The organism is Myxococcus sp. AB025B (assembly GCF_006518215.1).
Classification (GTDB): Bacteria; Myxococcota; Myxococcia; order Myxococcales; family Myxococcaceae; genus Myxococcus; species Myxococcus fulvus.
The window spans coordinates 40,387-65,657 of record NZ_SRLW01000005.1; the positions used below are offsets into that span (position 1 = coordinate 40,387).

General features: G+C 70.3%; 18 protein-coding genes. 3 read left to right on the top strand and 15 right to left on the bottom strand.

Going from position 1 to position 25,271, the window contains the following annotated elements:
* Positions 1-15: 15 nt before the first annotated feature.
* The 11 genes from sppA to FL311_RS01745 all read right to left on the bottom strand — a co-directional run bounded on the left by sppA (position 16) and on the right by FL311_RS01745 (position 16,984).
* A complete protein-coding gene (gene sppA, locus FL311_RS01695; RefSeq protein WP_194869001.1) occupies positions 16-2,493 on the bottom strand; it encodes a signal peptide peptidase SppA in 2,478 nt (825 codons plus the stop codon).
* Between the two features lie 48 nt (positions 2,494-2,541).
* Entirely contained in the window at positions 2,542-3,753 is a 1,212-nt protein-coding gene (locus tag FL311_RS01700) for a PEGA domain-containing protein (protein WP_141323040.1), read from the bottom strand.
* Between the two features lie 56 nt (positions 3,754-3,809).
* The gene (locus tag FL311_RS01705; RefSeq protein ID WP_141323041.1) at positions 3,810-5,333 is read right to left on the bottom strand and encodes a PEGA domain-containing protein; all 1,524 of its coding nucleotides are present in this window, start codon (positions 5,331-5,333) and stop codon (positions 3,810-3,812) included.
* Between the two features lie 104 nt (positions 5,334-5,437).
* On the bottom strand, positions 5,438-7,369 hold the full coding sequence (locus FL311_RS01710; RefSeq protein WP_141323042.1) for a type IIA DNA topoisomerase subunit B: 1,932 nt from the start codon (positions 7,367-7,369) through the stop codon (positions 5,438-5,440).
* Between the two features lie 12 nt (positions 7,370-7,381).
* The gene (locus FL311_RS01715; RefSeq protein ID WP_141323043.1) at positions 7,382-9,754 is read right to left on the bottom strand and encodes a DNA topoisomerase (ATP-hydrolyzing) subunit A; all 2,373 of its coding nucleotides are present in this window, start codon (positions 9,752-9,754) and stop codon (positions 7,382-7,384) included.
* Positions 9,755-10,129: 375 nt separating this feature from the next.
* The gene (locus tag FL311_RS01720) at positions 10,130-13,264 is read right to left on the bottom strand and encodes an efflux RND transporter permease subunit (protein ID WP_141323044.1); all 3,135 of its coding nucleotides are present in this window, start codon (positions 13,262-13,264) and stop codon (positions 10,130-10,132) included.
* 3 nt (positions 13,265-13,267) lie between these two features.
* The gene (locus FL311_RS01725; protein WP_141323045.1) at positions 13,268-14,812 is read right to left on the bottom strand and encodes an efflux RND transporter periplasmic adaptor subunit; all 1,545 of its coding nucleotides are present in this window, start codon (positions 14,810-14,812) and stop codon (positions 13,268-13,270) included.
* On the bottom strand, positions 14,813-15,085 hold the full coding sequence (locus FL311_RS01730) for a hypothetical protein (RefSeq protein ID WP_141323046.1): 273 nt from the start codon (positions 15,083-15,085) through the stop codon (positions 14,813-14,815).
* A 159-nt stretch (positions 15,086-15,244) separates the two neighbouring features.
* Positions 15,245-15,550: a hypothetical protein gene (locus tag FL311_RS01735; protein ID WP_141323047.1), complete on the bottom strand. Its 306-nt coding sequence runs from the start codon at positions 15,548-15,550 to the stop codon at positions 15,245-15,247.
* Positions 15,551-15,585: 35 nt separating this feature from the next.
* Positions 15,586-16,167, bottom strand: a complete 582-nt coding sequence (locus FL311_RS01740) for a TlpA family protein disulfide reductase (protein ID WP_368668539.1) — start codon at positions 16,165-16,167, stop codon at positions 15,586-15,588.
* Positions 16,168-16,312: 145 nt separating this feature from the next.
* A complete protein-coding gene (locus tag FL311_RS01745; RefSeq protein WP_141323049.1) occupies positions 16,313-16,984 on the bottom strand; it encodes a hypothetical protein in 672 nt (223 codons plus the stop codon).
* Between the two features lie 96 nt (positions 16,985-17,080).
* On the opposite strand from FL311_RS01745, the gene FL311_RS01750 reads away from it, so the two are divergent.
* Positions 17,081-17,737, top strand: coding sequence for an MBL fold metallo-hydrolase (locus FL311_RS01750; protein ID WP_141323050.1), 657 nt, complete (start codon positions 17,081-17,083; stop codon positions 17,735-17,737).
* A 67-nt stretch (positions 17,738-17,804) separates the two neighbouring features.
* Here the strand turns inward: FL311_RS01750 and FL311_RS01755 are convergent, their stop codons facing one another.
* Complete coding sequence (locus FL311_RS01755; RefSeq protein ID WP_141323051.1) at positions 17,805-18,527, bottom strand: hypothetical protein; 723 nt, start codon at positions 18,525-18,527, stop codon at positions 17,805-17,807.
* A 591-nt stretch (positions 18,528-19,118) separates the two neighbouring features.
* On the bottom strand, positions 19,119-19,856 hold the full coding sequence (locus tag FL311_RS01760) for a M50 family metallopeptidase (protein WP_046712749.1): 738 nt from the start codon (positions 19,854-19,856) through the stop codon (positions 19,119-19,121).
* Between the two features lie 140 nt (positions 19,857-19,996).
* Between FL311_RS01760 and FL311_RS01765 the strand changes: the two genes are divergently transcribed.
* The gene (locus tag FL311_RS01765) at positions 19,997-22,174 is read left to right on the top strand and encodes a S46 family peptidase (RefSeq protein WP_141323052.1); all 2,178 of its coding nucleotides are present in this window, start codon (positions 19,997-19,999) and stop codon (positions 22,172-22,174) included.
* On the top strand, positions 22,174-22,836 hold the full coding sequence (locus tag FL311_RS01770) for a hypothetical protein (protein WP_141323053.1): 663 nt from the start codon (positions 22,174-22,176) through the stop codon (positions 22,834-22,836). The genes FL311_RS01765 and FL311_RS01770 overlap by 1 nt, the downstream gene beginning before the upstream one ends.
* Positions 22,837-22,841: 5 nt before the next feature.
* On the opposite strand, the gene FL311_RS01775 is transcribed toward FL311_RS01770, so the two are convergent.
* Together FL311_RS01775 and FL311_RS01780 are read right to left on the bottom strand one after the other, a co-directional pair.
* Positions 22,842-23,351, bottom strand: a complete 510-nt coding sequence (locus FL311_RS01775; RefSeq protein ID WP_141323075.1) for an RNA polymerase sigma factor — start codon at positions 23,349-23,351, stop codon at positions 22,842-22,844.
* Positions 23,352-23,589: 238 nt separating this feature from the next.
* Positions 23,590-25,230 carry a sigma 54-interacting transcriptional regulator gene (locus FL311_RS01780; protein ID WP_141323054.1) on the bottom strand — a complete coding sequence of 547 codons (1,641 nt, stop codon included), beginning with the start codon at positions 25,228-25,230 and terminating at the stop codon, positions 23,590-23,592.
* Positions 25,231-25,271 lie beyond the last annotated feature (41 nt).

Genomic DNA, 25,271 nt, shown 5'->3' on the forward strand with positions numbered 1-25,271 from the left:
CCGCCTGGGGGTTGCTCAGCGGACGGTGAGGGTGAAGGGCATCATCGCCTTCATCCCCGGGCGCAGCATCTCCAGGTCCACGCCCGCCTGTCGCGCCAGCTCCCGCAGGGCGGACGGGAAGGGCTCCACCGGAGCGGGCAGCAGGGCGAGCGCCGCCTGCACGCCCGGCTCCCCGCCCAGGCTGGAGAAGAAGCCGCGCGCCTCGCCCATCAGCACCAGGTCCAGCTCCTCCGACGCCGGGACGCCCGCGTGTCGGCGGGCCGACTCCACCGCCTCCTGCAGGCCGCCCAGCCGGTCCACCAGCCCGCGCGCCAGCGCGTCGTTGCCGCTCCACACCCGGCCGCGCGCCACGGCGTCCACCTCCGCCTTGTCCTTCTTGCGCACCTTGGCGACCTCGGTGATGAACATGTCGTAGGACGAGTCCACCCAGCCCTGCACCGCGGCCTGCTGCTCCGGCGTCCACGCCTTCCACATGCCGAAGACGTCCGCCATGGGCGAGCGCGAGAGGGTCTGCTGGCTCACGCCGAGCTTCTCTCCCAGCAGGCCCTCCAGCGCGGGCTTGAAGTAGAAGACGCCGATGCTGCCGGTGATCGTCGTGGGCAGCGCGAGCACCTCCGTGGCGCCCATGGCCGCGTAGTAGCCGCCGGAGGCCGCCGCGTCGCCCATGGAGGCGATGACGGGCTTCACCTTCGCCGCGTCCACCACCGCCTGGTACATCAGGTACGAGGCCAGCACCTCGCCGCCGCCCGAGTCCACGCGCAGCACGATGGCCACCACGGACGGGTCCGACTTCGCCGCCTCCAGCGCCCGCACCACCGTCTCCGCCCCGGCGATGCGGCTGAAGCCCAGCGGGTCCTCGCGGCTCTTGCCGCCGGCAATCGTCCCCAGCACCGGCACCACCGCGACGCGGCGGCGCGTGCCCCAGCGGCCCTCGCGCTCGTCGCGCGGCGCGTACGTGGCGCTGAAGCGCCCGCCCGGCACCAGCTCGCGCACCTTGCCGTCCAGCTCCGAGGGCAGGATGAGGCCGTCCAGGAAGCCCAGCTTCAGCGCCAGCTGCGGCGTGGCCAGCCCCGCGGCCCACAGCTCGTGCAGCTTCTCCACCGGCACGTTGCGAGCCTGGGTGACGGCGCGCTCGTACCAGGCCACCTCGTTGTCCAGGTAGGCGTTCACCACCTCGCGCGAGGCCTCGCTCGGCTCGGTGAGGGTGAGCTGCTCGGGCGCCGTCTTGTACCTGCCCACCCGCGCCACGTCCCACGTCACGCCCAGCTTCTGCATCGTCCCGCCGTACGTCTGCAGGCTCGCGGCCAGGCCGTTGATGGGCAGCGACGACTCGGGGAGCGCGTAGACGCGCTCGGCGGCGGACGCCACGAAGTAGCCCAGGTCATCCGCCGACAGCAGCACCGCCATCACCCGCTTGCCGGACGCGCGCAGCCGCAGCACCGCCTGGCGCAGCTCCTCCGCCTTGCCCCAGTCCACGCCGGGCAGGCCCTCCATCTTCAGCACCACGCCCGACAGCCGCTCGTCCTTCGCCGCCAGGTCCAGCCACCGCGACAGCCGGAGGTACGGGTCCGCCTCGCTCACGCCCAAGAGCGACAGCAGCGGACTGCCGCCGCCCGCCAGCACGTCGTTGAGGTCCAGCATCGTCACCACGCCGCCAGGCGGCCGCAGCGAGCGGTAGTTCTCCGTGGACAGGCGCACCTGCGCCACGTGGTCCGTGCCGTTCTCCCCGCCGCCCGCCGCGTAGGTGAGGCCCAAATGGCCGGTGTCCACCGTGACGGCCAGCTGGAGCGCCAGGGGCACCGCGTCGACGAAGCCGTGGGACACGCCGCCGCCCAGCCGCAGGCCCGGAATCACCTCCGCCTGCAGCGTGTACGTGGCCTGCCCCTGCCGGAAGGCCCCCTCCGAGAAGAGCCAGTCCACGCCCAGGGTGAAGCGCTCGCCCAGCGGGCGCAGGCCCAGGCCGAAGTCGTACGCGCGCTCAATCTTGAAGGCGCCCTCCCGTGGGGCGTTGAGGTTCCTGGCCACCGCCGCCAGCGACAGGTAGCGGGCGGGCCGGGCGGTGAGGCCCACGTCGAAGGTGTCCAGCGAGTCCACGTCCTCGTCGTCCGAGCCGAACGTGTGCCAGGACGCGCCCAGCTGCAGCGTGGGGGCCCCCAGGGACAGGCCCAGCGACGTGCGCCGGTAGTCCGGCCCGTGGCGGGGGCGCATCCACTCCATCGACGCGCCCAGGCCCAGGCCCAACAGCTTGGCGCCCAGGAAGACGCCGTCGGCGGTGCTGTCCTGCTCGAGGTTGCGCTCGTGCAGGTAGAACAATTGACCGGAGCGCACGAAGCCCAGGCCCGCGGGGTTGAGCGACAGGGCCGTGGCTTCGTCCACCAGCGCGGCGCCGGTGGGGGGCAACGTCAGGCCCCGTGAGGGCAGGGGGGCCTGGACGATGGAGCTCGTCTGGGCGAGCGCGAGCGACGGGAGCAGCAGGAGGGCGAGCAGGCGCATAGAGCCCCGGACTCTAGGCATCGCCCGTCCGGGGACAAGCGCCTCGTGTCACCAGTCCTCGGTTCCAGACACCCCGTCGAGCGGATCATCCCCGGGCTTCTTCGACTTCTCCTGCTTGCGCGTCCGGCCGCCGCGGTCCTCGGCGCCCCAGTCCTCGGTGCCGCCCCGGTTGTCGAGCGGATCCGAGCTGCGCACCACCTTCTCCCCGCCGCCCTCGCTGGTGTTCACCAGCTGATTCACCATGCGCTCCATCTCCGACTTGAGCTGACCGAACTCGTCGCCCTGGAGCACCACGCGCCGGCCGCCCAGCTTCCGGCCGTTGCGCAGGTCGTAGTAGCCCAGGATGAGCTCGGTGCCCTCGCCGTGGCTCCTCACCGTGCCCACCATGGCCCGCTCCAGGCCCAGCGACTTGCCCAGCCCCGCGACGCCGTTGGCCTGGCTGATGCCGCGCGACACCTCGCTGGCCACCCGGTCCAGCTGCGCGTCATAGGCCTTGTACGCGGCCGTGGGCACCAGCTCCGTGCTCACCTCCACGTCATCCGGCGTCACCTCCATGAGCTGGCCGTGCTGGCGGAAGCCGGGCCGCTCGACGCGCAGCAGGTGCTTGCCCACCGTCAGCGCGGGAATCGTCACCGGCGTGTACCCGGCCATCTCCCCGTCCACGTAGACGCGGGCGCCGGCGGGGCGCGACTTCACCGTGGCGCTGCCGCGCAGCTGGGACGTGCGCCCGGTGGCCACCTGCACGCGCAGGGCGATGAAGTCCCGGCTGAAGCGCTTGGGGTTGAGCTCGAAGGTGGGGGACACGGCGATGAGGTCGATGAGGACCAGCTTCGCCTCCTCCACGTCCCCGCGCAGGTGCAACAGCGCCGCGTACAGCGCCAGCGACTCGCACAAAGGCGAGCAGCCGCGCATGGCCGCCGGAGCGTTCTGCAGCTCCTTGAGCGTGGCGCGGACCTTCGTCTCCGCGTCGTCGTACTCCTTCTTGTCGAAGGCGGCGGCGCTCTCCGAGTAGCCCTTGCGCGCGCGCTCCATCGCGGACTGGGCGTTGGGGTCGGCGGGCAGGCCGAAGATCTCCTCGGACTTGCGGACGGTGAACCCGGAGAAGTTCCCCAGCGCCTCGTTCATGTAGCCCTCCATCTTCACGCTGCCGGACTCGGCCGCGGGGTCCATGGGGATGAGGAGGCTGGTGGCACGCCGCGCGGGTGCGGGGGACGCCGCCAGGGCGAGCGAGGGAAGCAGGGCGAGGACGAGGGCTCTCATGGGGTAACCTCAGAAACGAGCGACGCGAGCGGGCGAACCGTCATTCAACCCGGAGCTCAGAAGCCTGTTCCTCCGGTGATGGGGTTGAACGGGCGGCCCTTGTCCTGGGTCGCCACGAAGACGGCGCCCGCCGTGACGGCCGCGGCGCCTCCGACGACGGCCCAGAACCAGGGCCGCTTGAGCAGGGACTGGCCGGACGCGCCGCTCTCGGCGACGCGCGGGGAGATGGCGCCCTGGATGAAGTCGCGCGCCTGCTGGGCGGCGGCCTCCGGGCTCTGGTCGCGCTCGCGGCCCGACAGGTCGATGTCCACGCCGCGCAGCCGCGCCTGGGTGCGCACGTCCCACGCCTGGAGCTCCGCCTTGAGCCGGCCCTTCTTGTCCTGCGACACGGCGGCCACCACCACGTAGCGCGCATCCAGCCGGTCGGCGATGGCGGCGGTGTCCGGCGGCAGGGTCTCGCTGTCGAAGGCGGCCTGTCCACCGGCGCGCACGGAGGCGTCGCGGAGGGCCGTCAGTCCCGGCCCGGGGCTGAGCTCCGCCTTCACCTGCGCGCTCGCGCCGGACTTCACCTCCGTGTACTCGGCGTAGGGCGTGTGGCCCGGCAGCGTCACCACCACGGCGTGGTGGCCGGCGGGGACCGTCACGCCCCGCAGCGGCGTCACGCCCAGCTCCTGGCCGCGCACGCTCACCCTGGCACCCGCGGGCCTGGACTCCACCACCAGCGTGCCGGCGGGGCGCGCGCCCACCTCGGCGCGGGCGTCCTCGAAGGCCTTCTGCACGTCCTGGCCGAAGAGCGCCTTGTCCGGACGGGTGGAGGGCTCGGCCACCGCGGCGCGCACGAAGGCCGCCTTCGCGCCCGCGGCGTCGCCGTTGAGCAGCCTGGCGGCGCCCAGGAAGAGGTACGTCTCACCCAGCCGCTCCGGGCGGAAGTCACCGGGGGACTTCTCGTAGGACTCGGCGGCGGCGCGGAACTTCGCCTCGGCGGCCTCCGGGTCCAGGTTGTCGTACGCGGCCCGGCCCTCCTCGTAGAGGCCATCCGCCTGCGTCAGCGGCGTCGGCTCCGGAGGAGGGAAGGCCGTGCCCAGGTCCACGAACGGGATGTCCCCGCCGCGCTGCAGGTGCCTCGTCAGCTCCCCCTCCAGGCGGACAGCGGCGTCGGCGGCGGCCGGCGTGCGGGCCACCGAGAACAGCGCCACCGTGCCGGACGCCACCGCGGGGGTGTTCGCCAGCGAGGGCCGCGCGTTGGGCTTGACGGGCTCGTGGGGCTTGGTCGCCGGAGGTGGCACGGGCGTGGCCACCGTGGGCTTGTCCGTGGCGACGGGCTTGTCCGGGGGGGAGGGCTGCTCGGGTTCCCCGAAGACGAGCGGCTGCGGCGACTCGACGTCCTGGACGTCCGTCGGCTCGGCGGTGACCGGGCTCTTCTGGCCCTTGATGCCGGGCTTCTTCTTCTTCGCCTTCACCACCTTGCTGGAAGGGGTGGCCTTCTTGCGCGCGGCCTTCTTGCGCGTCGTCTGGGCGTGGGCGGGGAGGACGGCCAACAGCAGCGTGAGCAGCAGGGCAAGTCGGCGAAAGGTGTTCACGGCGTCGGAATCTAGCCGAGCTAGAAAGGGCCGTCACGAGCCCCCGCCTCGGCCCTCGGGGCAACACCCGGGGTGGCGGGGACTCGCGGCAGGATGACGGATGGCTAGACGTCCAGCGCTTCGACCTCGCCGGCGCGCTCCATGATGAACCGGAAGCGGGCGCTCACGTCCCGGCCCATCAGGTCATTGATGACGCGGTCCGTCTCGATGGGGTTGTCGATGGTGACCCGCAGGCTCATCCGGTTCTTCACGTCCAGGGTGGTCTGCTTGAGCTCGTCGGCCGTCATCTCGCCCAGACCCTTGAACCGCATGATGTTGGGCTTGGCGTTGCCCTTGACCTTCTCGCGGATGATGCGGTCGCGGTCCGCCTCGTCCAGCGCCCAGTACGTCTCCTTGCCGATGTCCACGCGGAACAGGGGCGGCTGGGCGATGTGGATGGCGCCGCTCTCGATGAGCGGGCGCAGGTGGCGGTAGAAGAAGGTGAGCAGCAGCGTGGCGATGTGGTGGCCGTCGCTGTCGGCGTCCATCAGCAGGAACACGCGGCCGTATCTCAGCTTGGAGATGTCGAAGTCCGCCCCGATGCCGCAGCCCAGCGCGCTGACGATGTCCTGGAGCTCCTTGTTGCCGGCGACCTTGTCCGTGGACGCCTGCTCCGCGTTGAGCACCTTGCCGCGCAAGGGGAGGATGGCCTGGGTGCGCCTGTCCCGGCCCTGCTTGGCGGAGCCGCCTGCGGAGTCACCCTCCACCAGGAACAGCTCGCTGACGTTGGGGTCCGTGGACGAGCAGTCCGCCAGCTTGCCCGGCAGGTTGAGCCGGTGGCTGACGGCCGTCTTGCGGCTGACGGCCTGGGACGCGGCGCGGCTGGCCTCGCGGGCGCGGGCGGCCAGGATGATGCGGGCCACCACCGCCTCGGCGACGCTCTTGTTGTCGTTGAGCCACTTCTCCAGGGCGGGGCGCAGCACGCCGTCCACCTGGGCCGTCACCTCGGGGTTGTTCAGCCGCGACTTCGTCTGCCCCTGGAACTGCGGCTCCACCACGTAGACGGACAGAATCGCGGTGATGCCCTCGCGGATGTCCTCCGCGGTGAGCGACACGCCCTTGGGCGTCAGGTCGTGCGTCTCGATGTAGTTGCGCACCGCCTTGACGACGGCGCCGCGCAGGCCCGCCTCGTGGGTGCCGCCCATGTTGGTGGGGATGCCGTTGACGTACGAGCGGATGTGCTCGTCGGTGGCCTCCGTCCAGCCCAGCGACGCCTCCAGCCGCACGCCGTTGTCGCGCGAGTGGTAGAACGTGGCGCTGCCCGCCGGCACCAGGGGCTTTGCCCGCTCGGCCACCACCTTGGTGAGGTACTCGGCGATGCCGCCGTCGTGCTTGTACGTGACGGACGCCGCGGGGCTGGCGGTCTCATCCTTCCAGATGACCGTCATCCCCTTGTGCAGGTAGCTCTTGGCCTCCAGCCGCTCGCGCACCAGCTCCGAGTCGAACTTGAGCTTCTCGCCGAAGATCTCCGGGTCCGGCTCGAAGGTGATGGAGGTGCCGGTGCCGCGCGCGGCGCCGTCCACCTTCAGCGCGCTCGTGGGCTTGCCGCGCGCGTACGTCTGGACGTACTTCTTGCCCTCGCGCTTGATCTCAATCGTCAGCTTGCGCGCGAGCGCGTTGACCACCGAGCTGCCCACGCCGTGCAGACCGCCGGAGTGGATGTAGTTGCCCTGCTCGAACTTGCCGCCCGCGTGCAGCGTCGTGAGGATGACCTCCACGGCGGGCTTCTTGAGCTTGGGCATGATGTCCACGGGGATGCCGCGCCCGTTGTCCACCACGGTGATGCTGCGGCCATCCTTGTGGAGCACGACCTCGACGGTGGTGGCGTGGCCGTTGATGACCTCGTCCACCGAGTTGTCGAGGATCTCCCACAGCAGGTGGTGATAGCCGGCGCTGTCGGTGCCGCCGATGTACATGGCCGGGCGCTTGCGCACCGGCTCCAGGCCCTCGAGGACCTGGATGTCCGCGCCTGTGTAGCTTTCCTTCTTCGTCGCCATGGCGTCCTCTGGCTAATCCTTCTTCTCGGGCAACGGGATGAAGACGACGGGCCGGGCCACGTCCTCCACCGCGTCGCGCTTGGACATCTCGTGGCCCTTGCCGCCGCGGCCCGTCACCCCGTACTTGGCGGGAGCGAGCTGCAGCTTGCGGCCCTTCTGCGTGTCGAAGTCGATCTTCGCGTCCTTCTGGTTGGGCGCGCTGACCAGGAACTCCACCACCTGGTCGTCGTCATCCACCTTGATGACGGTGACGCCCTTGCCGGGGCCGGCCAGCTCGTTGACCTCCGCCACCTTGCACACCAGGGCGTTGGTCTTCTTGGTCAGCACCGCGAGCAGGTCCTTCTCGCCCGCCTCGCGCACGCCGATGATCTCATCGCCCTCGCCCGTCTTCGCGTAGCGACGGCCGGCGCGCGTGGAGACCTCCAGGTGCGGCTCCAGCAGGAAGCGCATGCCCATGCCCTGCTTCGTCACGCCGACCAGCTTCGCCGGGGCCTCGAGCCGGGCGTCCAGCGACCAGGCGGCCACCACGCGCTCGCCGTCGTCGAACTTGAACAGCTTCTGCACCGGGTCGCCGTAGCCGGTGGACGCCGGGATGTCGTTGAAGCGGGTGACGTACGCGGTGCCGAAGTTGCTGAACAGCACCAGGTTGGCCTTGAGGCTGCCGGCCAGCACCGCCATCACCGCGTCGCCCTCGCGCAGACGGGTGGAGGACGGGTCCTTCACCTCGCGCACGCGCTTGACCCAGCCGTCGCGGGTGAGGACCACGTGGGCGTCCTCGTCCGCGATGAACGCGTCCGCGTTGAACTCCACCTCCTCGGAGCCCGCGCCGCCGATCTTCGTGCGGCGCTTGTCGTTGTACTGGCCCTTGATCTCCCCGAGCTCGTCCTTGACGGTGGACCAGACCTTCTTCTTGTCCTTGAGGATGCCCTCGATGCGCTTGATCTCCGCGCGCTTCTCCTTGAGCTCCTTCTGGACGACGAGGATCTCCAGGCGGGCCAGCTTGTAGAGCTTCATCTCCAGGATGGCGTCCACCTGGAGCTCGTCCAACTGGAAGCGCTTCATCAGCTTCTGGGCCGCGTCCTGCTTGCCCTCGGACTGGCGGATGATGCGGATGATCTCATCCAGCGCGTCGTAGGCCTTCTCGAAGCCCTCGAGCAGGTGCACGCGCTTCTGCAGCTCGCCCAGCTCGTGCTGGAAGCGGCGCGTGACGACGGCGAAGCGGAAGTCCAGGAAGTGCTGGAGGATGTCCTTGAGGTTGAGCCGGCGCGGCGTGCCGACCTCCGGGTTGTCCTCGCTGGGGACCAGGCACGTCAGGTTCACGCCGAACGTCGTCTGCAGCGGCGTGTGCTTGTAGAGGTACGCCATCACCAGCTCGGCGTTGGCGTCCTTCTTGAGCTCCAGGACGATGCGCACGTCCTTGGTGGACTCGTCGCGCACGTCCACGATGAGCGGCAGCTTCCGCTCGCGCACCAGGTCGCCGATCTTCGAGACCAGGGTGGACTTGTTCACCGTGTACGGGATGGACGTGATGATGATCTGCGTCCCGCCGCGCTTGAGCTCCTCGGTGTCCCACTCGCCGCGGATGCGGACGCTGCCCTGGCCCGTCTCGTAGATCTCCCGCAGCTCCTTCTTGTCGTTGAGGATCTGCCCGCCGGTGGGGAAGTCCGGACCCTTGACCCACTTGAGCAGGTCCTTGGTGAGCAGCGTCGGGGTCTCGATGAGGGCCACGAGCGCGTCCACCAGCTCGCCCAGGTGGTGGGGCGGGATGTTGGTCGCCATGCCCACGGCGATGCCCGTGGTGCCGTTCATCAGCAGCTGGGGCACACGTGCGGGGATGACGATGGGCTCGTTGCGGGTGCCGTCGTAGGTGGGCCGGAAGTCCACCGTCTTGCGCTCGAGCTCCCCGAGCATCTCGGTGGCGAGCTTGTCCAGGCGGCACTCGGTGTAGCGGTAGGCGGCCGCGGAGTCGCCGTCCAGCGAGCCGAAGTTGCCGTGGCCGTCCACCAGCGGGTAGCGCAGGGAGAAGTCCTGCGCCATGCGCACGAGCGCGTCGTAGATGGAGGCGTCGCCGTGCGGGTGGTAGCGACCCATGATGGCGCCGACGACCTGGGCGCACTTCTGGTACTTCGTGTCGAACGACAGGTTCAGGTCGTTCCACATGCCGTACAGGATGCGGCGCTGCACGGGCTTGAGGCCGTCGCGCACGTCCGGCAGGGCGCGCGAGGTGATGACCGACAGGGCGTAGTTGATGTACCGGCGACGCGCCTCGTCGGCCAGCGAGGCCGGGACGAACCCATCACCCCCACCACCGGCACCCGCGGCACCACCCCCGCCGCCGGAGCCTCCCTGCTTCTTTCGCGTCTTCAATTCGCCTTCTGCGCGCATGCTCTTCGAACCCAGGTGAGAACGTCTCGTACCCGAACGCGGTGCGTGACTCGCGCACTCCGCGCCATGGACTCTGAAATCTTCAACAAAGCGGCGGGACTACCATGCCCCCCTGACAAAGGGAACGAATTCGGGGGGTTGCACGTACTCCGAGGCGTCCCACCTGAATCTCCGTGCAGTCCTGTCTCCGAGTGGAACATCTCTGTAACCCCCTGAAATTCCGGCGGCCGGGGCACGCGAGACTCCCCAGCGGGCGGGACGGTGGGTGCGGGTAGGATGGGCCGGCGAGGGAGGCTTTGGACCCCGGGGGGGAGGGCGCCCAGGGACCGTTCGGCTGCCCGGCCGCTCCTTGATGCGCCGTGTCACGGGCCTTCGTCAGGACACGGCGCGGGTCTGCTCTTCCGGGTTCGGAAGGTGCTCGGTGGTGGGCGTCCGCTCGCCTCCGTGGCGGCTTCCCCGGCCTGCGCTGAGTACCGAGTAGAGCGCCGGGAGCACCAGCAGCGTCAGCAGGGTGGAGGACAGGACGCCGCCCACCACCACGGTGGCCAGCGGTCGTTGGACCTCCGCGCCGATGCCCGTGTTGAGTGCCATGGGGAGGAAGCCGAGCGCCGCCACCGAGGCCGTCATCAGCACCGGACGCAGTCGGGAGACGGCGGCCTCGCGCAGGGCTTCCGGGGGCGCGCGTCCCTGGCCGAGCAGCTGCCGCAGCCGGGATACCAGCACCATGTCCCCGAGCACGGACACGCCGCTGACGGCGATGAAGCCCACCGCGGCGGAGATGGAGAACGGCAGCCCGCGCGCGAGCAGCGCCAGCACGCCACCCATCAGCGCGAAGGGGACGCCCGCGAAGATTCGCAGCGTGTCCACCCAGCGACGGTACGTGAGGTGGAGGAGCACGAGGATGAGTCCCAGCGCGATGGGCACCACGATGGCCAGCCGTGCCTGGGCCCGCTCCAGGTTCTGGAACTGGCCGCCGTAGCGGAGGTGGTAGCCCGGCGGCAGCTCCACCTTCGCCAGCGCGTCGCGCACGTTTGAGACGAAGCCGCCCAGGTCGCCGTCGCTCACGTTGGCCTGGATGACGATGCGCCGCTGACCCCACTCGCGCTGCAGGGTGGTGGGGCCGGACACCTCGCGAATCGTCGCCAGCCGACCCAGGGGCACACGCTCGCCTCCGGGCGCGGTGACGGGCACGGTGGCCAGCCTCGCGGGCTCATTGCGGTACGCCTCGGCCAGCCGCACCGCCAGGTCGAAGCGGCGCTCGCCCTCGCGGACCTCGCCCACCACGCGGGTGCCCACCGCCTCCACCACGTCGAGCACGTCGCGCGCGGCGATGCCATGCCGCGCGATGGCGGCCCGGTCCACCGTGACCTCCAGCACGGGCTGACCCGTGAGCTGCTCCAGCGTCACATCCGTGGCGCCCGGGACCGCGCGCACCAGCGCCTCCAGCTCGCGCGCCTTGGCCTTGAGCACGTCCAGGTCATCGCCGAACAGCTTGATGCCCACGTCCCCGCGCACGCCGGCGATCATCTCGTTGACGCGCATCTCGATGGGCTGGAGGAACGCCATGCGCATGCCGGGCAGGTCCGCCAGCTCCGCCTTCATCTCCGCCACCAGCTCCTCCTGCGTCGCGGCGCGCTTCCACTGCTCGCGGGGATGGAGCGTGACGAACACGTCGGACAGCTCGATGCCCATCGGGTCCGTCGCCACCTCGGCCGTCCCGGTGCGGGTCCACACGCGCGCCACCTCGTCGGGGAACCGGCTCCGGAGCACCTTCTCCACCTGCCCGCCGTAGCGCACCGACTCGGTGAGGGACACCTCGGCCAGGCGCACGGTGTTGATGACGAGGGTTCCCTCGGACAGCCTCGGGACGAACTCGCGACCGAGCCCCGTGGCCGCCAGCCCCGTGCCCACCACCAGCAGCCCCGCGACGACGAGGACCGTGCGAGCATGGGACACGCTCCACTCCAGCAGCGGCCGGTAGCCCCGCTGCAGCCAGCGCACGAGGCGCGGCTCGGGGTGTCCTCGCTTGCCTCGCTCCAACGCGAACGACGCGAGCACCGGCATCAACGTCATGGACAGCAGCACGCTGCCCAGCAGGGCCAGGATGACGGTGAGCGCCATGGGACGGAACAGGCGCCCCTCCACGCCCTCCAGTGCGAGCACGGGCAGGTACACCACCATGATGATGAGCTCACCGAATAGCGTGGGCTTGCGGACCTCCACGGCCGCGTCCCGCACCACCTGTTTCAGGCTCCGTCCATCGCGGGCCCCGGCCAGGTGCCGCTCCGCGTTCTCCACGAGGATGACGGACGAGTCCACCACCAGCCCGAAGTCGATGGCGCCCAGGGACATGAGGGTGCCGGCGATGCCGAAGCGCAGCATGCCGCTGAAGGCGAACAGCAGGGACAGGGGAATGGCGGAGGCGACGATGAGCCCCGCGCGCCAGTTGCCCAGGAAGAGGAAGAGGACGGCGATGACCAGCAGCGCGCCTTCGAGCAGGTTGGTGCGCACCGTGCGCAGCACCAGGTCCACCAGCTCCGTGCGCTCGTAGACGACGTCCACCCGCACATCGTCGGGCAGGCGCCGCTTCACCTCGTCCATGCGCCGAGCGAGCGCCCGTGTCACCTCGTGCGAGCTCTCGCCCATGAGCATGAAGCCCAGGCCCAGGACGACCTCCCCCTCGCCATCCGCGGTGGTCGCGCCTCGACGAATCTCGTGCCCCACCTCCACCTGCGCCACGTCGCGCACGCGCACGGGCACGCCGTCTCGCGCGGCCACCACCACGTCGCCGACGGCCCGTTCGTCCTCCAGCACCCCGATGCCGAGCACCAGGCTGGAACCACCACCGCGCTCCACCATGCCGCCGCCCACGTTCGCGTTGTTCGCCTCCAGGGCCCGGTACAGGTCGCCCAGGGACAGGTCGAACTGTCGGAGTCGCTGCGGCTCCACCACCACGTGCCACTGCTTCTCGCGGCCTCCCCACGCATTCACCTCGGCCACACCGGGCACCGCGCGGAGCTGGGGCGCGATGACCCAGTCGTGCAGCGTGCGCAGCTCCTCCAGGCTCCGGCTCCTGCTCTTGACCAGGTAGTGGAAGACCTCGCCCAGCCCCGTCGCCACGGGCCCGAGCGTGGGTGCCTCGATTCCCGGAGGCATCTTCACGCGGCCCATCCGCTCCGAGACCTGCTGCCGCGCGAACCACACATCCGTGCCGTCGCGGAACTGGAGCGTCACCTGCGACAGCCCGAACTTGGAGATGGAGCGCAGTTCTTCCAGATGCGGCAGTCCCGCGAGCTGCTGCTCGAGCGGAATGGTGAGCTGCCGCTCCACCTCGACGGGCGAGAGCGCGGGCGCCACCGTGTTGACCTGTACCTGCGTGGGGGTCGTGTCGGGGAAGGCATCGAGGGGCAAGGCCCGGAACGCGAGCAGCCCCGAGATGACGAGCGCCACGGTGCCCAGCAGCACCGCGCCACGGTGCTCCAGTGACCCATCGATGATGCGCGTGAGCATGGGCTACGGGCCTCCTTCCTCACAGCAGCCCGCGCCGATGGAGTCCTTGAGCACCTCGGTCTTCAGCAGGAAGGCGCCCGTGGTGACGACCTCCATGCCGGGCCGCAGGCCCTTGACCACCTCGACCTCGTCACGCGTGCCCGCGCCCAGCTCCACGGGGACAGGCTCGTAGAGCGTCTCGTCCTTCTTCACGAAGACGAGCACCTGTCCCTTGGCGCGCTGGATGGCGGAGTGGGGCACCATCAGCGCCTCGTGTTCCTCGGCCACTTGAATCCGCGCGCGCAGGAACAGGCCGGCCTTGAGGGCGCGGTCGGGATTGGGCAGCTCGACGCGGGCACGCACCGCGCGGGTGGCGCGGTCCACGGAGGCGCCCACGCGGGTGAGCGTGGCCTCACGGACCTCTCCGGGAAGGCCCTCGAAGCTCAGGGAGACCTTCTGCCCCGCGCGCACCTGGGCCGAGTCCGCCTCGGGAATCTCGAGCAGGGCCCAGAGCGTGGAGAGGTCGGCGACCTCGAGCAACGTCTGGCCCGCGGCGACATGTCGGCCGGACACCGCGTCGCGAGCCACCACCGTCCCGGCGAAGGGTGCGGAGAGATTGTAGCGCCCCTCAGTGCTTCCCTGTGCCGCTCCCGCGGCGCTGAGGGCCGCGCGAGCCGCCTCACGCTCGCCCTCGGCCGCGGCCAGCTCGGCCCGGGCCTGCTCCAAATCCTTGCGAGGGCTGATGCCACGCTCGACCAGCTCCTGCTCCCGAGCGAGCGCCGCGCGAGCCGTCTCCAGCCGCGCGAGGGCCGAGGACAGCCGACCCTTGTCCTGTCCGACGGAAGGCGACGTGAGCGCGAGCAGGGGCTGACCCGCCTTGACGTCGTCCCCCTCGTCGACGCGCACCTCGCTCACCAGCGCATCGCCTCGCGCGGACAGCCGCGCCAATCGGTTCTGGTTGAAGGTGAGCTGGCCCACCACCTCCAGCGAGCGCGCGAAGTGCCTGCGCTGGAGTCGATGCGTCTGGAGTCCCGCCTCCCGCGCGGTGTCTGTGGAGGCCAATCGGATACGTGTGCCGGGTGTGGGGAACAGCGGCATCTCGGCGCCCGCGGCCTTCACGAGCTCCGGGTGACAGAAGGGACAGACTGATTCCGGGAACCCATGCTCGCGGCAGTAGTCGCCCGCCGCGATGAAGCCCGCCACCAGCTTCGGGTTGCATTGGGTGCACTTCGATTCGGGGACCGCGTGCTCCTTGCACCAGTCGGCGGGAGTGGCTGGCGCGGTGAAGGAGAGCGACGGGTTGCACTGACGGCAGTGGGACTCGGGCAGTCCGTGCTCTTCGCACCAGTCGTCCTGGGCCTTGTAGACGTCGACGAGGTCGGGGTCGCACTTCGTGCACAGCTCCGCGGGCACGCCGTGCTCGCACAGCGTGACGGCGCGAGCCTCGGGGGACGAGGGCCCCGCATCGGAGAGGGTGCTCTTCGCGACCTCGGGCGGGGCGGACTTCGTGCACGAGGTGCCGAGACAGAGCAGCCCCGCCAGCGCCAGGAGACCGATGCGGGGGCCCATCTACTTCACGCCCTTCTTCGCGAGGTCCGGGTGGCAGAGGGAGCACTGGGACTCGGGGCGCTCGTGCTCGGCGCACCAGTCGTTCTTGGCCTTGAAGACGGCAGCGAGCTTCGGATTGCAGCGCGTGCACAGGGACTTCTGCACGCCGTGCTCACACTTGGGCTTCTCGGCGGCCTGCGACTGCTGCGCGGGCTTGGACTCCTCGGCCGACGCGGAGAGGACGGGGAAGGACACGAGGGACACGACGAGCACGAAGGTCTGGATGGAACGCATGACATGACTCCGGCCAGGGCGGTGCCCCGGCGGTGGATGTCCGCGCGGGAGCGCGCGGAGGGTGGCTTCAGCTGCAGCGGGGCAGCACGGTGACGTGCGCGTCCGCGCGAGACCCGGGATGGGGACTCGCTGGACACACGTCTCCCGTGAGGGGCGGAGTCACGCTCTGGGAGGCTGGAAGATGTCGCGTCCCACGCCGCCGGGGAGCAGCACGTCCGGGTGGACGTGGATGGGGGGCCTGACGAGCGGCTCCTCCACCTGGCTCACGAAGGGCAGGGGCGCGGGCGCGGCCCTCAACGGACAGCAGAGGCACAGCGCGCAATCCGTGGCGCAGTCCGAGCAGTCCCCCTCCTCGGCCTCCTCTTCGCAGTCCGCGTGCGTGTCCGATGCGAAGGCGAGCGTCTGGAAGACGCCACCCGTCATCAGCACGAGCAGGAGCGCGAGGGTGCGCAGGAGGAACCGCATCGACCCGAAGGCTTACTGGAGGTCTCCGCGGAGAGTCAACGCGGCGGGGCCGACGCTGGTACCGGGTGCTCGCGGATCAACTTCTCCAGCAGACGACGCATGCCTCGCGAATCCCACTCGCGAGGCCCCGAGAATCGAGCGACCAGGCGCCCGTCCACCACCAGGAAGCTCTGGGGCAGGGTGTCCACGCCGAACGCGCGGGCGACCTGGTGTCCCTCGTCCAGGCGCAGATGCAGCGCGGCGGGGTGCGGCCCTTCGAAGAAGGTCTCCACCGCCTTCGCCTCCGTGTCGTGGCTGAAGACGACGACACGCAGCGCGTCAGGAGGTGCTTCGGCCAGCGCTACCAACCGCGGCGTCTCGGTGCGGCAGGGTGGACACCACGTGGCCCAGAAGACCACCAGCAGGGCTCGCGAGGCGGGGACGTCCGTGAGCCGCGGGGCCGCTCCTTCGACCCGGAGATAGCTCGGCGGTGGTGGCTCCGTCCGACACGCTGTGAGCGGCGACGCGAGGAGCAGAGCGGCGACACCGGCACCGAAGGCGGGGCGGCGCACCCGAAGAACTCGAAGGTGCGACCGACCTCCGTGAAGCCCCTCGAGCTGGGAGCCTCGCGCGAGCACCTTCAAGGCGCACCTCCGGAAGCGACGACGTGACGGGCCCCCGGAACATGCTGCTCAATGGCCCCACTCACGGACTGTCGCCGACGCGCGCGTCCCACGAGCCCACCGCGGGCCCGAGGACGCGAAACGCGTGGCGACCGAGGCGTCAGGGGTCGGCCTTGGGCGCCTTGCCCCAGTTGCCATCCTTGAAGATCTTCACATTGCCCTTGGAGCCGCCTCCGCCAATCAGGCCCGTCACGTTGGCTTGGATGGGCTTGCCACCGGGCGGCTGGTAGACGACGCGCGCCTTGCGGCCGGCGGGGATGGACGGGTGGGTGCTGTCGACGAGCAGGTAGACGGTCTTCCCATCGGACTGGATGCGGTCGGTGTCGTGCTTGTGGCTCAGCTCGGCGAGCAGCTCGCCGTCGTCCACGCTGCTCGCCTCGTTGTTGAGCAGGCGCACCTTGACGCGCAGCCAGTTCTTGGCGCCCTTGCCGCTCTCCGTCGCGTACTCCCGCACGCCCTGGATGATGACGGCCAGGTCGGCGCCGTTGCCCGGGGCCCCCGCCGTGAGCTTCAGGCCCGTCTGTTTGCTGGAGTCCGCGTCGATGAGCAGCGTGGCGTTGGCGCAGCGGTTCTTGCACTCCTCGCCCCACGGCTCCTTGTCGAAGCGCAGGCGCATGGCGAAGTCGCTGCCCTGAGGGGCGATGACGGCGTCGACGATGACCGGACGCTCGCCGTCCGGAGGCGCGGTGTACTTGAAAGTGGACCGTTCCTTGGCGACGACGCTCGAGCCGGCGAGGAGGGTACAGGCGAGCAACGGCAGGGAGCGCTTCACGGGGTGTGGACCTCCAGGGAAAAGACGTCCATTCAAGTGGGAAGCGCCCGTGCCTTCAAGTCTTGGGCGTTAGAGTCTCCCCGGGAGGTGTGAGAGATGCGGAATCCCTACGTGCGTCAGCTCAAGCTGGGCCCCATGGACAACTTCGTCTACCTGGTCGGCGCGGCGGACTCGCCCGACGTCGTGGTGGTGGACCCGGCGTGGGACGTGGATGCGATTGAACGGGCAGTGGAAGAGGACGGCAAGCGCCTCGCCGGCGCGTTCGTCTCGCACTGCCACTTCGACCACATCAACGGCCTGCCGGATTTGCTGTCCCGACACGACGTGCCTGTCTACGCGCAGCGGGCGGAGGTGGAGTTCTCCGCGGAGCTGCGCGAGCTGTCGGGCGCGCTGCGCCTGCTCGGGCCCGGAGACGCGGTGCCGGTGGGCGCCGAGACGTTCCACGCGCTGCACACGCCGGGGCACACGCCGGGCTCGCACTGCCTGCTCGCCGGAGACGCGCTCGTGTCCGGGGACACGCTGTTCATCAACGGGTGCGGGCGGTGCGACATGAACGGCGGCGACCCGGAGGCGATGTACCGCTCCTTGTCGCAGGTGCTGTTGAAGGTCCCGGACTCCACGCGCCTGTGGCCGGGGCACGACTACGCGGACGTCCCGGTGGCGGCGCTGGGGGAGGTGCGCCAGAAGAACCCGTACTTCTCCTTCCCGGACGTCGCCTCGTTCGTCGCGTTCCGCATGCGCCCGAGGAAGTGAGCGCCTGCTCCGACGCGGGACCGGAGGCGCGAGGACACGCCTCCGGCCCGCTCACGTCACGATGGGACTACCAGTAGACGGCGACCGACGAGACGCGGTCGTTCCACGAGTGCCAGCGGCGGAACGGCCAGAAGCCCGTGTACCAGCCGTAGCTGCCCATGTTGCCGATGGCCCACGCACGGCCGACCCACAGCACGTGGCCGCCGAAGTAGGCGTGCTCCGTCATCAGCGTCCAGCGGCCGCACTGGGTGCTCCACATGGAGGAGATGCGGTCATTCCACCAGCCCAGCGTGTTGTAGCCCCAGCCCGGGTAGACGGAGAACGCCGCGCCGCCGTACCACGAGTGCTCGAAGAAGACCGACCAGGGGTTGCACGGCGCCATGCCCGTGGTGGGCTGCTCGGAGGGGAACTGGTGGGTCTGCTGGAAGTACTTCGTCAGGTCCGCGGTGGTGCGGAAGCCCTGCACCACGGCCATCGCCGCCGAGTTGCCGTCGAGCACGTAGTGGGACAGGTGGATGTCCCGCTCCTGGAGCTGCTGCGCCGTGTAGCGCACGCCGTCGACGAGGATGGGCAGCTCCGGCAGGAAGCCCTCGACCGGCGCCTGCTCGATGTCCTCACGCGGCGCGTCCCGCAGGACCTTGCTCAACGGGATGCGCGCCAGCTCACCTTCCTTGTTGGGGAGGTCGCCCGTGTTGTGCTCGGGCACCGGCTCGATGTTCTGCGCGAACGCCGCGCCCGTCGACAGCAGCGACGCCAACACCAGTGAACCCATCACTGACTTGAGATTCATTGCCTGCTCCTGGGGTGTGGGGATGACCGCGGCCCATCCTGGCCACGTCACCCGCACTCATAGCGTGTCTGTTTTGTGGCAGACAAATCAGTGAAATTTTGTTTAGCGGTTAATTATAGACTCACGTTCCGCTGGACCTGGGGCGCGGCTGTCGCGGCGCCGAGCGCGCACATCCGCGTCGGCGCGACACGTGCCCGTGCGCGTCTGCAGAATGCCTGTCGTGTTGGACGGGGCGGCTCGGCGCTCCCAGGGTCGATTCAGGCGGAGATGGAAGAATCCAGCCTGTCTTGCCTCATGGGCGCTGCGGGCCTGTAACCGGTTACCTCCGCTGCTGGGCGGGCATCCAGTCCCGGAACGCCTGCGTGCCGTACGACTGGGGCCCGCCGGTGTGCGCGCTGCCCGTCAGGACGAGGTGGGCGTGTCACCCGGTGCGCCGATGTTGGTGGCGAACGGGGCGATGGCCGCCACTTCGTGGTGATGGTGAACAGCTCCGACTCCGTCGTCGCCCGGCCCAGTTCTCCCATCCCGTTGAGGTGGATGCGGGTGGGGTAGCGCTGCGTCGACGTCAGGTCGTAGAGGAGGGCCGAGCTGTCACGCCCTCCGGGCCCGGGAGCCCACGGGGGGCATCTGCAGGCCCTGGGGCCTTGCGTGGAGCGAGCGGTAGGCGGCGATGGAGAGCAGGCCCACCGCGAGCAGCGTCCACAGGGCGGCCCACACGACGGCGGGCACGTAGGTGAGGTCCGCGAGCAGGGCCGCGTCGCTGCGCGAGCGCACGGCGCTGTTCCACAGGTCGTCGCGCAAGTCGAACACGGCGTACAGCGCGGTGAAGGCGGCGATGAACAGGTTGACAAAGTCCACCGCGCCGTCCGGCAGCCACTTCGCGCCGATGCCCATGACCGCGGCGGTGCCCACGCAGAAGGCCAGGGTGAAGGCGTCCCCCGCGTAGAGCAGGCCCATCACGACCAGCCACACACACGCGGCCCCCAGCACCCACCGGCGCAGCCGGAAGCGGAAGGTGGCGAGCAGGAGGCCCGCGCCGGCCACCGCGCTGCCCAGGTAGCCGCCCGAGTACACGGCGATCTGCCGCAGCATGCCCGGCGGCAGGCGCGACAAGCAGGAGCCTGACTCGTCGGCCGCGAGGTGGATGCGGTCCACGGAGCCCCCCACCAACAGGGTGGCGAGCGCGTGCCCGCTCTCGTGCATCATCACCACCAGCAGCTTCAGGGGCCAGAAGACGGGCGAGTACCAGAAGTACCAGCCGACCCCCAGCATGACGAGCAGGAGGGCCAGGCGGCCGAAATCGAGCTGTGCACCGCTGGCGGTCTTCATCGGTACCGGGGCCTCCCCACCATGGGACACCCCAACACTTAAGTCGGGTCCCTCTTCCCGGGAAACTCCTGGCTTGCCGCGGGGCGTCGTGACGTCAGGCGGATGTCGCCTGCGGGCGCCGGACGGGGTAGGGATGGGGCATGAAGAAGACGCTCCTCCTGCTCTCGCTCGTGGCTGCCCCGGCGCTCGCCGGGGAAGGGAAGTGGACCCCCCAGCAGGTCCTGGAACTGGACCCGGCCTGGCTGCGCGCCCAGGGCCTCCAGGTGCCCCCCAAGAAGTTGTGGGACCCCAAGCGCGGCACCGGCCTGCTCGCGGGCGCCGTGAATGTGGGGGGGTGCACCGGCGCCTTCATCTCCGACACGGGCCTGGTCATCACCAACCACCACTGTGCCTTCGGCATCATCCAGGAGCACAGCACCCCCCAGAGGGACCTCATCACCCAGGGCTTCCTGGCCACGGAGCGCAAGGACGAGCTGCCCGGCAAGGGCGCGCGCGTGCAGGTCCCCCGCAGCTTCACGGACGTGACGGCGCAGGTGCTGGCGGCGGTGCCCGAGGGCGCGGATGACACGGCGCGCTTCAAGGCCATCGAGCGCAAGCAGAAGGAGCTGGTGGCCGAGTGCGAGAAGCGCCCCGCCACCCGCTGCCAGGTGTCCACGTTCGACGGCGGCGTGAACTACACGCTGGTGGACGCGGTGGAGCTGCAGGACTCGCGGCTCGTCTACGCCCCGCCGCGCGCGGTGGGGGAGTACGGCGGCGAGGAGGACAACTGGATGTGGCCGCGCCACACCGGCGACTTCGCCATCCTCCGGGCGTACACCGCGCCGGACGGGACGTCGGCGGCGTACAGCGAGAAGAACGTGCCCTACAAGGCGGAGTTCTTCTTCCCGCTGTCCCCCGAGGGCGTCAAGCCCGGTGACTTCGTGATGGTGCTGGGCTACCCGGGCCGCACCTACCGCGCGCTGCTCGCGGAGGAGATGGCGGAGCGCCAGTCCCGGCTCTATCCGCGCATGCGCGACGTGTTCGGCGAGGCCATCCGCATCCTCGAGGAGGAGGGGGACAAGGACCCGGCGGGGAAGATCGCCGTGGCCTCCATGCTCAAGGGCCTGCACAACGTGCACAAGAACGCGGGCGGGCAGCTGGCGGGGCTCAAGCGCGGGCGCATCGTGGAGAAGCAGCGCGAGGCCGAGGCGGCCGTGGCGGCCTGGGCGACGAAGAACAGCGCGAAGTGGGGCGGGGCGCTGAAGGCCCGCGAGGCCCTGCTCGCCGAGCAGAAGGCCACCTCGAAGGTGTTCGAGCGCGAGTTCCTGCTCGGGGCCACGGGCCGGCTCGCCCGGGGGCCGTCGCTGGCGGTGACGCTGGCGCGGCTGGCCACCGAGCGCGCGAAGCCCGACCTGGAGCGCCGCCCGGCGTACATGGAGCGCGAGCAGGTGCGCATCAAGGACCGCCTGGAGCGCGAGCAGAAGAACGTGTTCCTGCCCGCGGAGAAGCGGCTCCTGACGGCCTTCGTGCGGCGCGCGCAGGCGCTGGGCGCGGACGAGCGCATCGCCGCGGTGGACAAGCACTTCGGCAAGACGTTCGTGGAGAAGGACGTGGCGGCGAAGGTGGACGCGATGTACGCGGGCACGCAGGTGCTCACGCTGGCCGAGCGGATGAAGATGGGCACGGAGACGCTCGCGCAGCTTCAGGCTCGCAAGGACCCGCTCCTGGCGTTCGGCCTGGACCTGGCGCGTGAGCAGGAGGCGCTGGACGAGGCGCAGGACCGGCGCGACGGCGCGTCGTCGCGGCTGCGGCCCGACTGGCGCAAGGCGGTGCTGGCGCATGCGGGCAAGCCCGTGGCGCCGGACGCCAACGGGACGCTGCGGGTGACGTTCGCCAAGGTGCAGGGCTACTCGCCGCGGGATGGCGCGGTGTACACGCCGCAGACGACGCTGTCGGGCATGCTGGCCAAGCACACGGGGGAGGAGCCGTTCGACGTGCCCGAGCGCGTCTCGAAGGTGGCCGAGGCGAAGCGGTATGGTGCGTGGGCGGACAAGAAGCTCAAGGAGGTGCCGGTGAACTTCCTGTCGGACGCGGATACGACGGGCGGCAACTCGGGCAGCCCCACGGTGAACGGCCGGGGGCAGCTGGTGGGCGTGAACTTCGACCGCGTCTGGGAGAACGTGGCCAACGATTTCGGCTACAACCCGGAGGTGGCGCGCAACGTCAACGTGGACGTGCGCTACGTGCTGTGGATGTTGGACCAGGTGGAGAACGCGGACGCCCTGCTGAGGGAGCTGGGTGTGCGCAAGGGCCCGCCGGTGGCGGGGGAGACGCGCTGATGACCGAGCCGGCGGACACCTCGTTGGCACTGCCTGTCTTCCGGCCGGAAGAGCAGGTGTGTGGCAACTGCAAGCTGTGGAGCCCTCACTCGGTGGATGAGCGCCGGGGGTGGGTGGGGCCCTGCCGGCTCCAGTCGTCTCGGGGGATGTTTCCGCCGTCCGCCCCCATCTGTGACAAGTACGCGCCCCGGGGCACGGCCGTGGCCCCGGCGGCGCAGTCCCCCTCGCGCGAGCGCGCCGCCCGGAGCGTGGCCCCGGTGGTGATTCGCCGGCGGGTGGCGGACCCCAACGAAGTCATCGACCTGGATGGGCTGAACATGACGCGTGAAGAGCTGATGGACATCTTCCGGGAGGCGTCGGGCCTCGCCGAGGCGCCGCCGCTCGCGGGCAAGTGGGAGGGCGGCACGGTGCGCCTGGTCCCGGGCAACCCGGAGCTGCAAGCGAAGGACCTGCCCATCGACAACCTGTTCCACAAGGTCGTCATGGTGCGCGACAGGCTGCGCGTGCTCGAGCAGAAGCTCAACGCGCACCCGAAGCTGTCCGACGCGGAGAAGGTGGAGATGCAGAGCTACATCACCCGCGTGTACGGCTCGCTCACCAGCTTCAACGTCCTCTTCAAGGACAAGGGCGACCAGTTCGTCGGCGCCAAGGGCGACGAGTAGGTGCATCAGGGGCGCTGGCCGCGCTCCTCGAGCAGCTCGAAGGTGCGCTGCCGGGCGCGGTGGAGGGTGCTCTTCACGGTGCCCTCGGGGATGCGCAAGAGGCGCGCGATTTCGGGGTACGTCAGGCCACGGACCTCGCGCAGGTAGAGGACCTGGCGCTGCTGCTCGTTGATGTCCTCGAGCGCGGCGGTGAAGTGCCGCTCCATCTGCGTGCCCATGGCCTGCCGCTCGGGAGAGAGGGGCTCGGCGGGCTCATGGCTCAGGCGCTCGCGGCGCTTGCGTGCGCGCAGCCAGTTGATGCTGCTGTTGACCATGACGCGGTGGAGCCACGTGGTCCACGCGGCGCGCCCGCCGTAGCCGGGCGACTTCCAGGCGAGCCGGGCGAAGACGTCCTGCACGACGTCCTCGGCGTCATCCGCGTCACCGACGATACGGCGGGCGATGGCGAGCGCGCGGGCGCGGTGCTCGTTGTAGAGCTGCGTGAGGGGCGGAAGGTCGATGGCGGCGGCGTGCATCACGGGTGGGCTCCTGGGCACCCCAGCGGGGACCTCCCTTGGAACGAACCACCCGCGAAAAGGGTCTACGCGCCTGTGTGACGGTTTTTTCTCACCGGACGCGACGAACCTCGCCCTTCAGGGCAGGGTGGCGCCATGGCCCATTTCGAGGACCTCTCGCGGTGCGCGTATTTTCCAGACAGTGAGGCGGGGTCCCCGTGCCCCGCGCGAGGTCCGCGAGGCACGGAGGAGGGGACGCCTACTCCTGCTCGTCCTGCTTCGTCAGGCCCCAGTCCTTCAGGCGCTTGAACAAAGTGGAGCGGGCCACGCCCAGCTCACGGGCCACGCGCTCGCGGTTGTTGTTGTACCGGCGCAGCGCCGCCTCGACGATCTGCCGCTCGAGCTTCTCCAACATCTGCTCCAGCGTCATCCCCGGGGGCAGCTCGGGCACCGCGATGCCCGTCTCCTTGTTCATCTCCTGGTCGAACGTCAAATCGTTCGCGTCGATGACCGGCCCCTTGCGCAACAGCAGCGCCCGGTGCACCACGTTGCGCAGCTCGCGGATGTTGCCCGGCCACGCGTGGTTCTGGAGTCGGTCCATCGCGGACGCGGACAGCTTCACCGTCTGCCCCCGCGGCGAGTACAGCTTCACGAAGTGGTCCGCCAACGCCGGCAGGTCCCCCTTGCGGCTGCGCAGGGGCGGCAGGTGCAACGGAATCACGCAGAGGCGGTAGTACAGGTCCTCGCGGAACTTGCCTTCACGTGCCGCCGCCAGCAGGTCCAGGTTCGTCGCCGCCACCACCCGCACGTCCACGTGCATCGGCCGGCTGGCGCCCACCCGCTTGATCTCGCCGCTCTCCAGTGCACGCAGCAGCTTCGCCTGCAAGTCCAGCGGCAGCTCGCCAATCTCATCCAGGAACAGCGTGCCGCCGTCCGCCTCCTCGAAGGCGCCCTTGCGCGCGTTCGCCGCGCCCGTGAACGAGCCCTTCTCGTGGCCGAACAGCTCGCTCTCGATGAGCTCCTTGGAGATGGCCGCGCAGTTCACGGGGATGAGTGGCCGGTTGGCCCGCTGCGAGCACTGGTGGATGGCCCGCGCCACCAGCTCCTTGCCCGTGCCGGACTCGCCCAGAATCGTCACCGCCGCCGTGGAGGGCGCCACCCGCTCGATGAGGTCCGACAGTCCCTTCACCGCGTTGTCGCTCCCGATGATGCCGTGGAACGACGTCGGCTCCTTGCGGTTGCCTGTCGCCGCCGCCTCGAGCACCAGCTCCGTCTCGCCCACCCTCAGCGTGGTGGGCAACGACACCTCCGCCTCGAATACCCGCACCGGCCCCAGCCACGTGCCGTTCGTCGAGCGCAGGTCCACGACGTGGAACGTCCCGTCCCGCCGCGTCACCTTCAGGTGCTTGCTGGACGCGAACCGGTCCTGGAGCACCAGGTCGCACCCCGCGTCCTTGCCCGCCGTGAAGCTGTCCCCCGAGAACCGGTGCACCGTCTCGTTGGGGCCCTGCTTCACGCGCACCTGCGCCGGCTGCCAGCGCAGGGACTGCGCGTCACGCGCCTGGATGGACGTGGTGTGCCCCACCTCGGTGGCCACATCGGCCCCCTCGCCGCCGCCGCTCAGCCGGAACACCGCGCGCCACTGGCCCAGCGCCAGGTCCGCGCCGTCCGGCAACGCCGCCTCGGTGATGGACGTGCCGGACACCGTGGTGCCCTTGCCCGACAGGTCCTGCACCCGGCACTCCACGCCGTCCCACAGCAGCGCCACCTGCTGACGGCTCACCTCCGGGTCCGGGATGGCGACGTCGCTCTGCTCGCCGCGACCGAGCACCAACCTCGCCCGGTCCACCCCCACCCTCAACACCTCCTCGCCACGACGGAAAAACACCAGCTCCGGCATCCACGGCCCTCCTGTGCGCCCGCGCTTTACACGTCCCGGCG

Coding starts and splice junctions, on each gene's coding strand:
- FL311_RS01735 (WP_141323047.1), bottom strand. CDS start 15,550: ATGCGGTTCCTCCTGCGCACCCTCGCGCTCCTGCTCGTGCTGATGACG.
- FL311_RS01710 (WP_141323042.1), bottom strand. CDS start 7,369: ATGGCGACGAAGAAGGAAAGCTACACAGGCGCGGACATCCAGGTCCTC.
- FL311_RS01775 (WP_141323075.1), bottom strand. CDS start 23,351: ATGCACGCCGCCGCCATCGACCTTCCGCCCCTCACGCAGCTCTACAAC.
- FL311_RS01730 (WP_141323046.1), bottom strand. CDS start 15,085: ATGCGTTCCATCCAGACCTTCGTGCTCGTCGTGTCCCTCGTGTCCTTC.
- FL311_RS01780 (WP_141323054.1), bottom strand. CDS start 25,230: ATGCCGGAGCTGGTGTTTTTCCGTCGTGGCGAGGAGGTGTTGAGGGTG.
- FL311_RS01755 (WP_141323051.1), bottom strand. CDS start 18,527: ATGAATCTCAAGTCAGTGATGGGTTCACTGGTGTTGGCGTCGCTGCTG.
- FL311_RS01765 (WP_141323052.1), top strand. CDS start 19,997: ATGAAGAAGACGCTCCTCCTGCTCTCGCTCGTGGCTGCCCCGGCGCTC.
- FL311_RS01725 (WP_141323045.1), bottom strand. CDS start 14,812: ATGGGCCCCCGCATCGGTCTCCTGGCGCTGGCGGGGCTGCTCTGTCTC.
- FL311_RS01700 (WP_141323040.1), bottom strand. CDS start 3,753: ATGAGAGCCCTCGTCCTCGCCCTGCTTCCCTCGCTCGCCCTGGCGGCG.
- FL311_RS01750 (WP_141323050.1), top strand. CDS start 17,081: ATGCGGAATCCCTACGTGCGTCAGCTCAAGCTGGGCCCCATGGACAAC.
- sppA (WP_194869001.1), bottom strand. CDS start 2,493: ATGCGCCTGCTCGCCCTCCTGCTGCTCCCGTCGCTCGCGCTCGCCCAG.
- FL311_RS01760 (WP_046712749.1), bottom strand. CDS start 19,856: ATGAAGACCGCCAGCGGTGCACAGCTCGATTTCGGCCGCCTGGCCCTC.
- FL311_RS01720 (WP_141323044.1), bottom strand. CDS start 13,264: ATGCTCACGCGCATCATCGATGGGTCACTGGAGCACCGTGGCGCGGTG.
- FL311_RS01715 (WP_141323043.1), bottom strand. CDS start 9,754: ATGCGCGCAGAAGGCGAATTGAAGACGCGAAAGAAGCAGGGAGGCTCC.
- FL311_RS01770 (WP_141323053.1), top strand. CDS start 22,174: ATGACCGAGCCGGCGGACACCTCGTTGGCACTGCCTGTCTTCCGGCCG.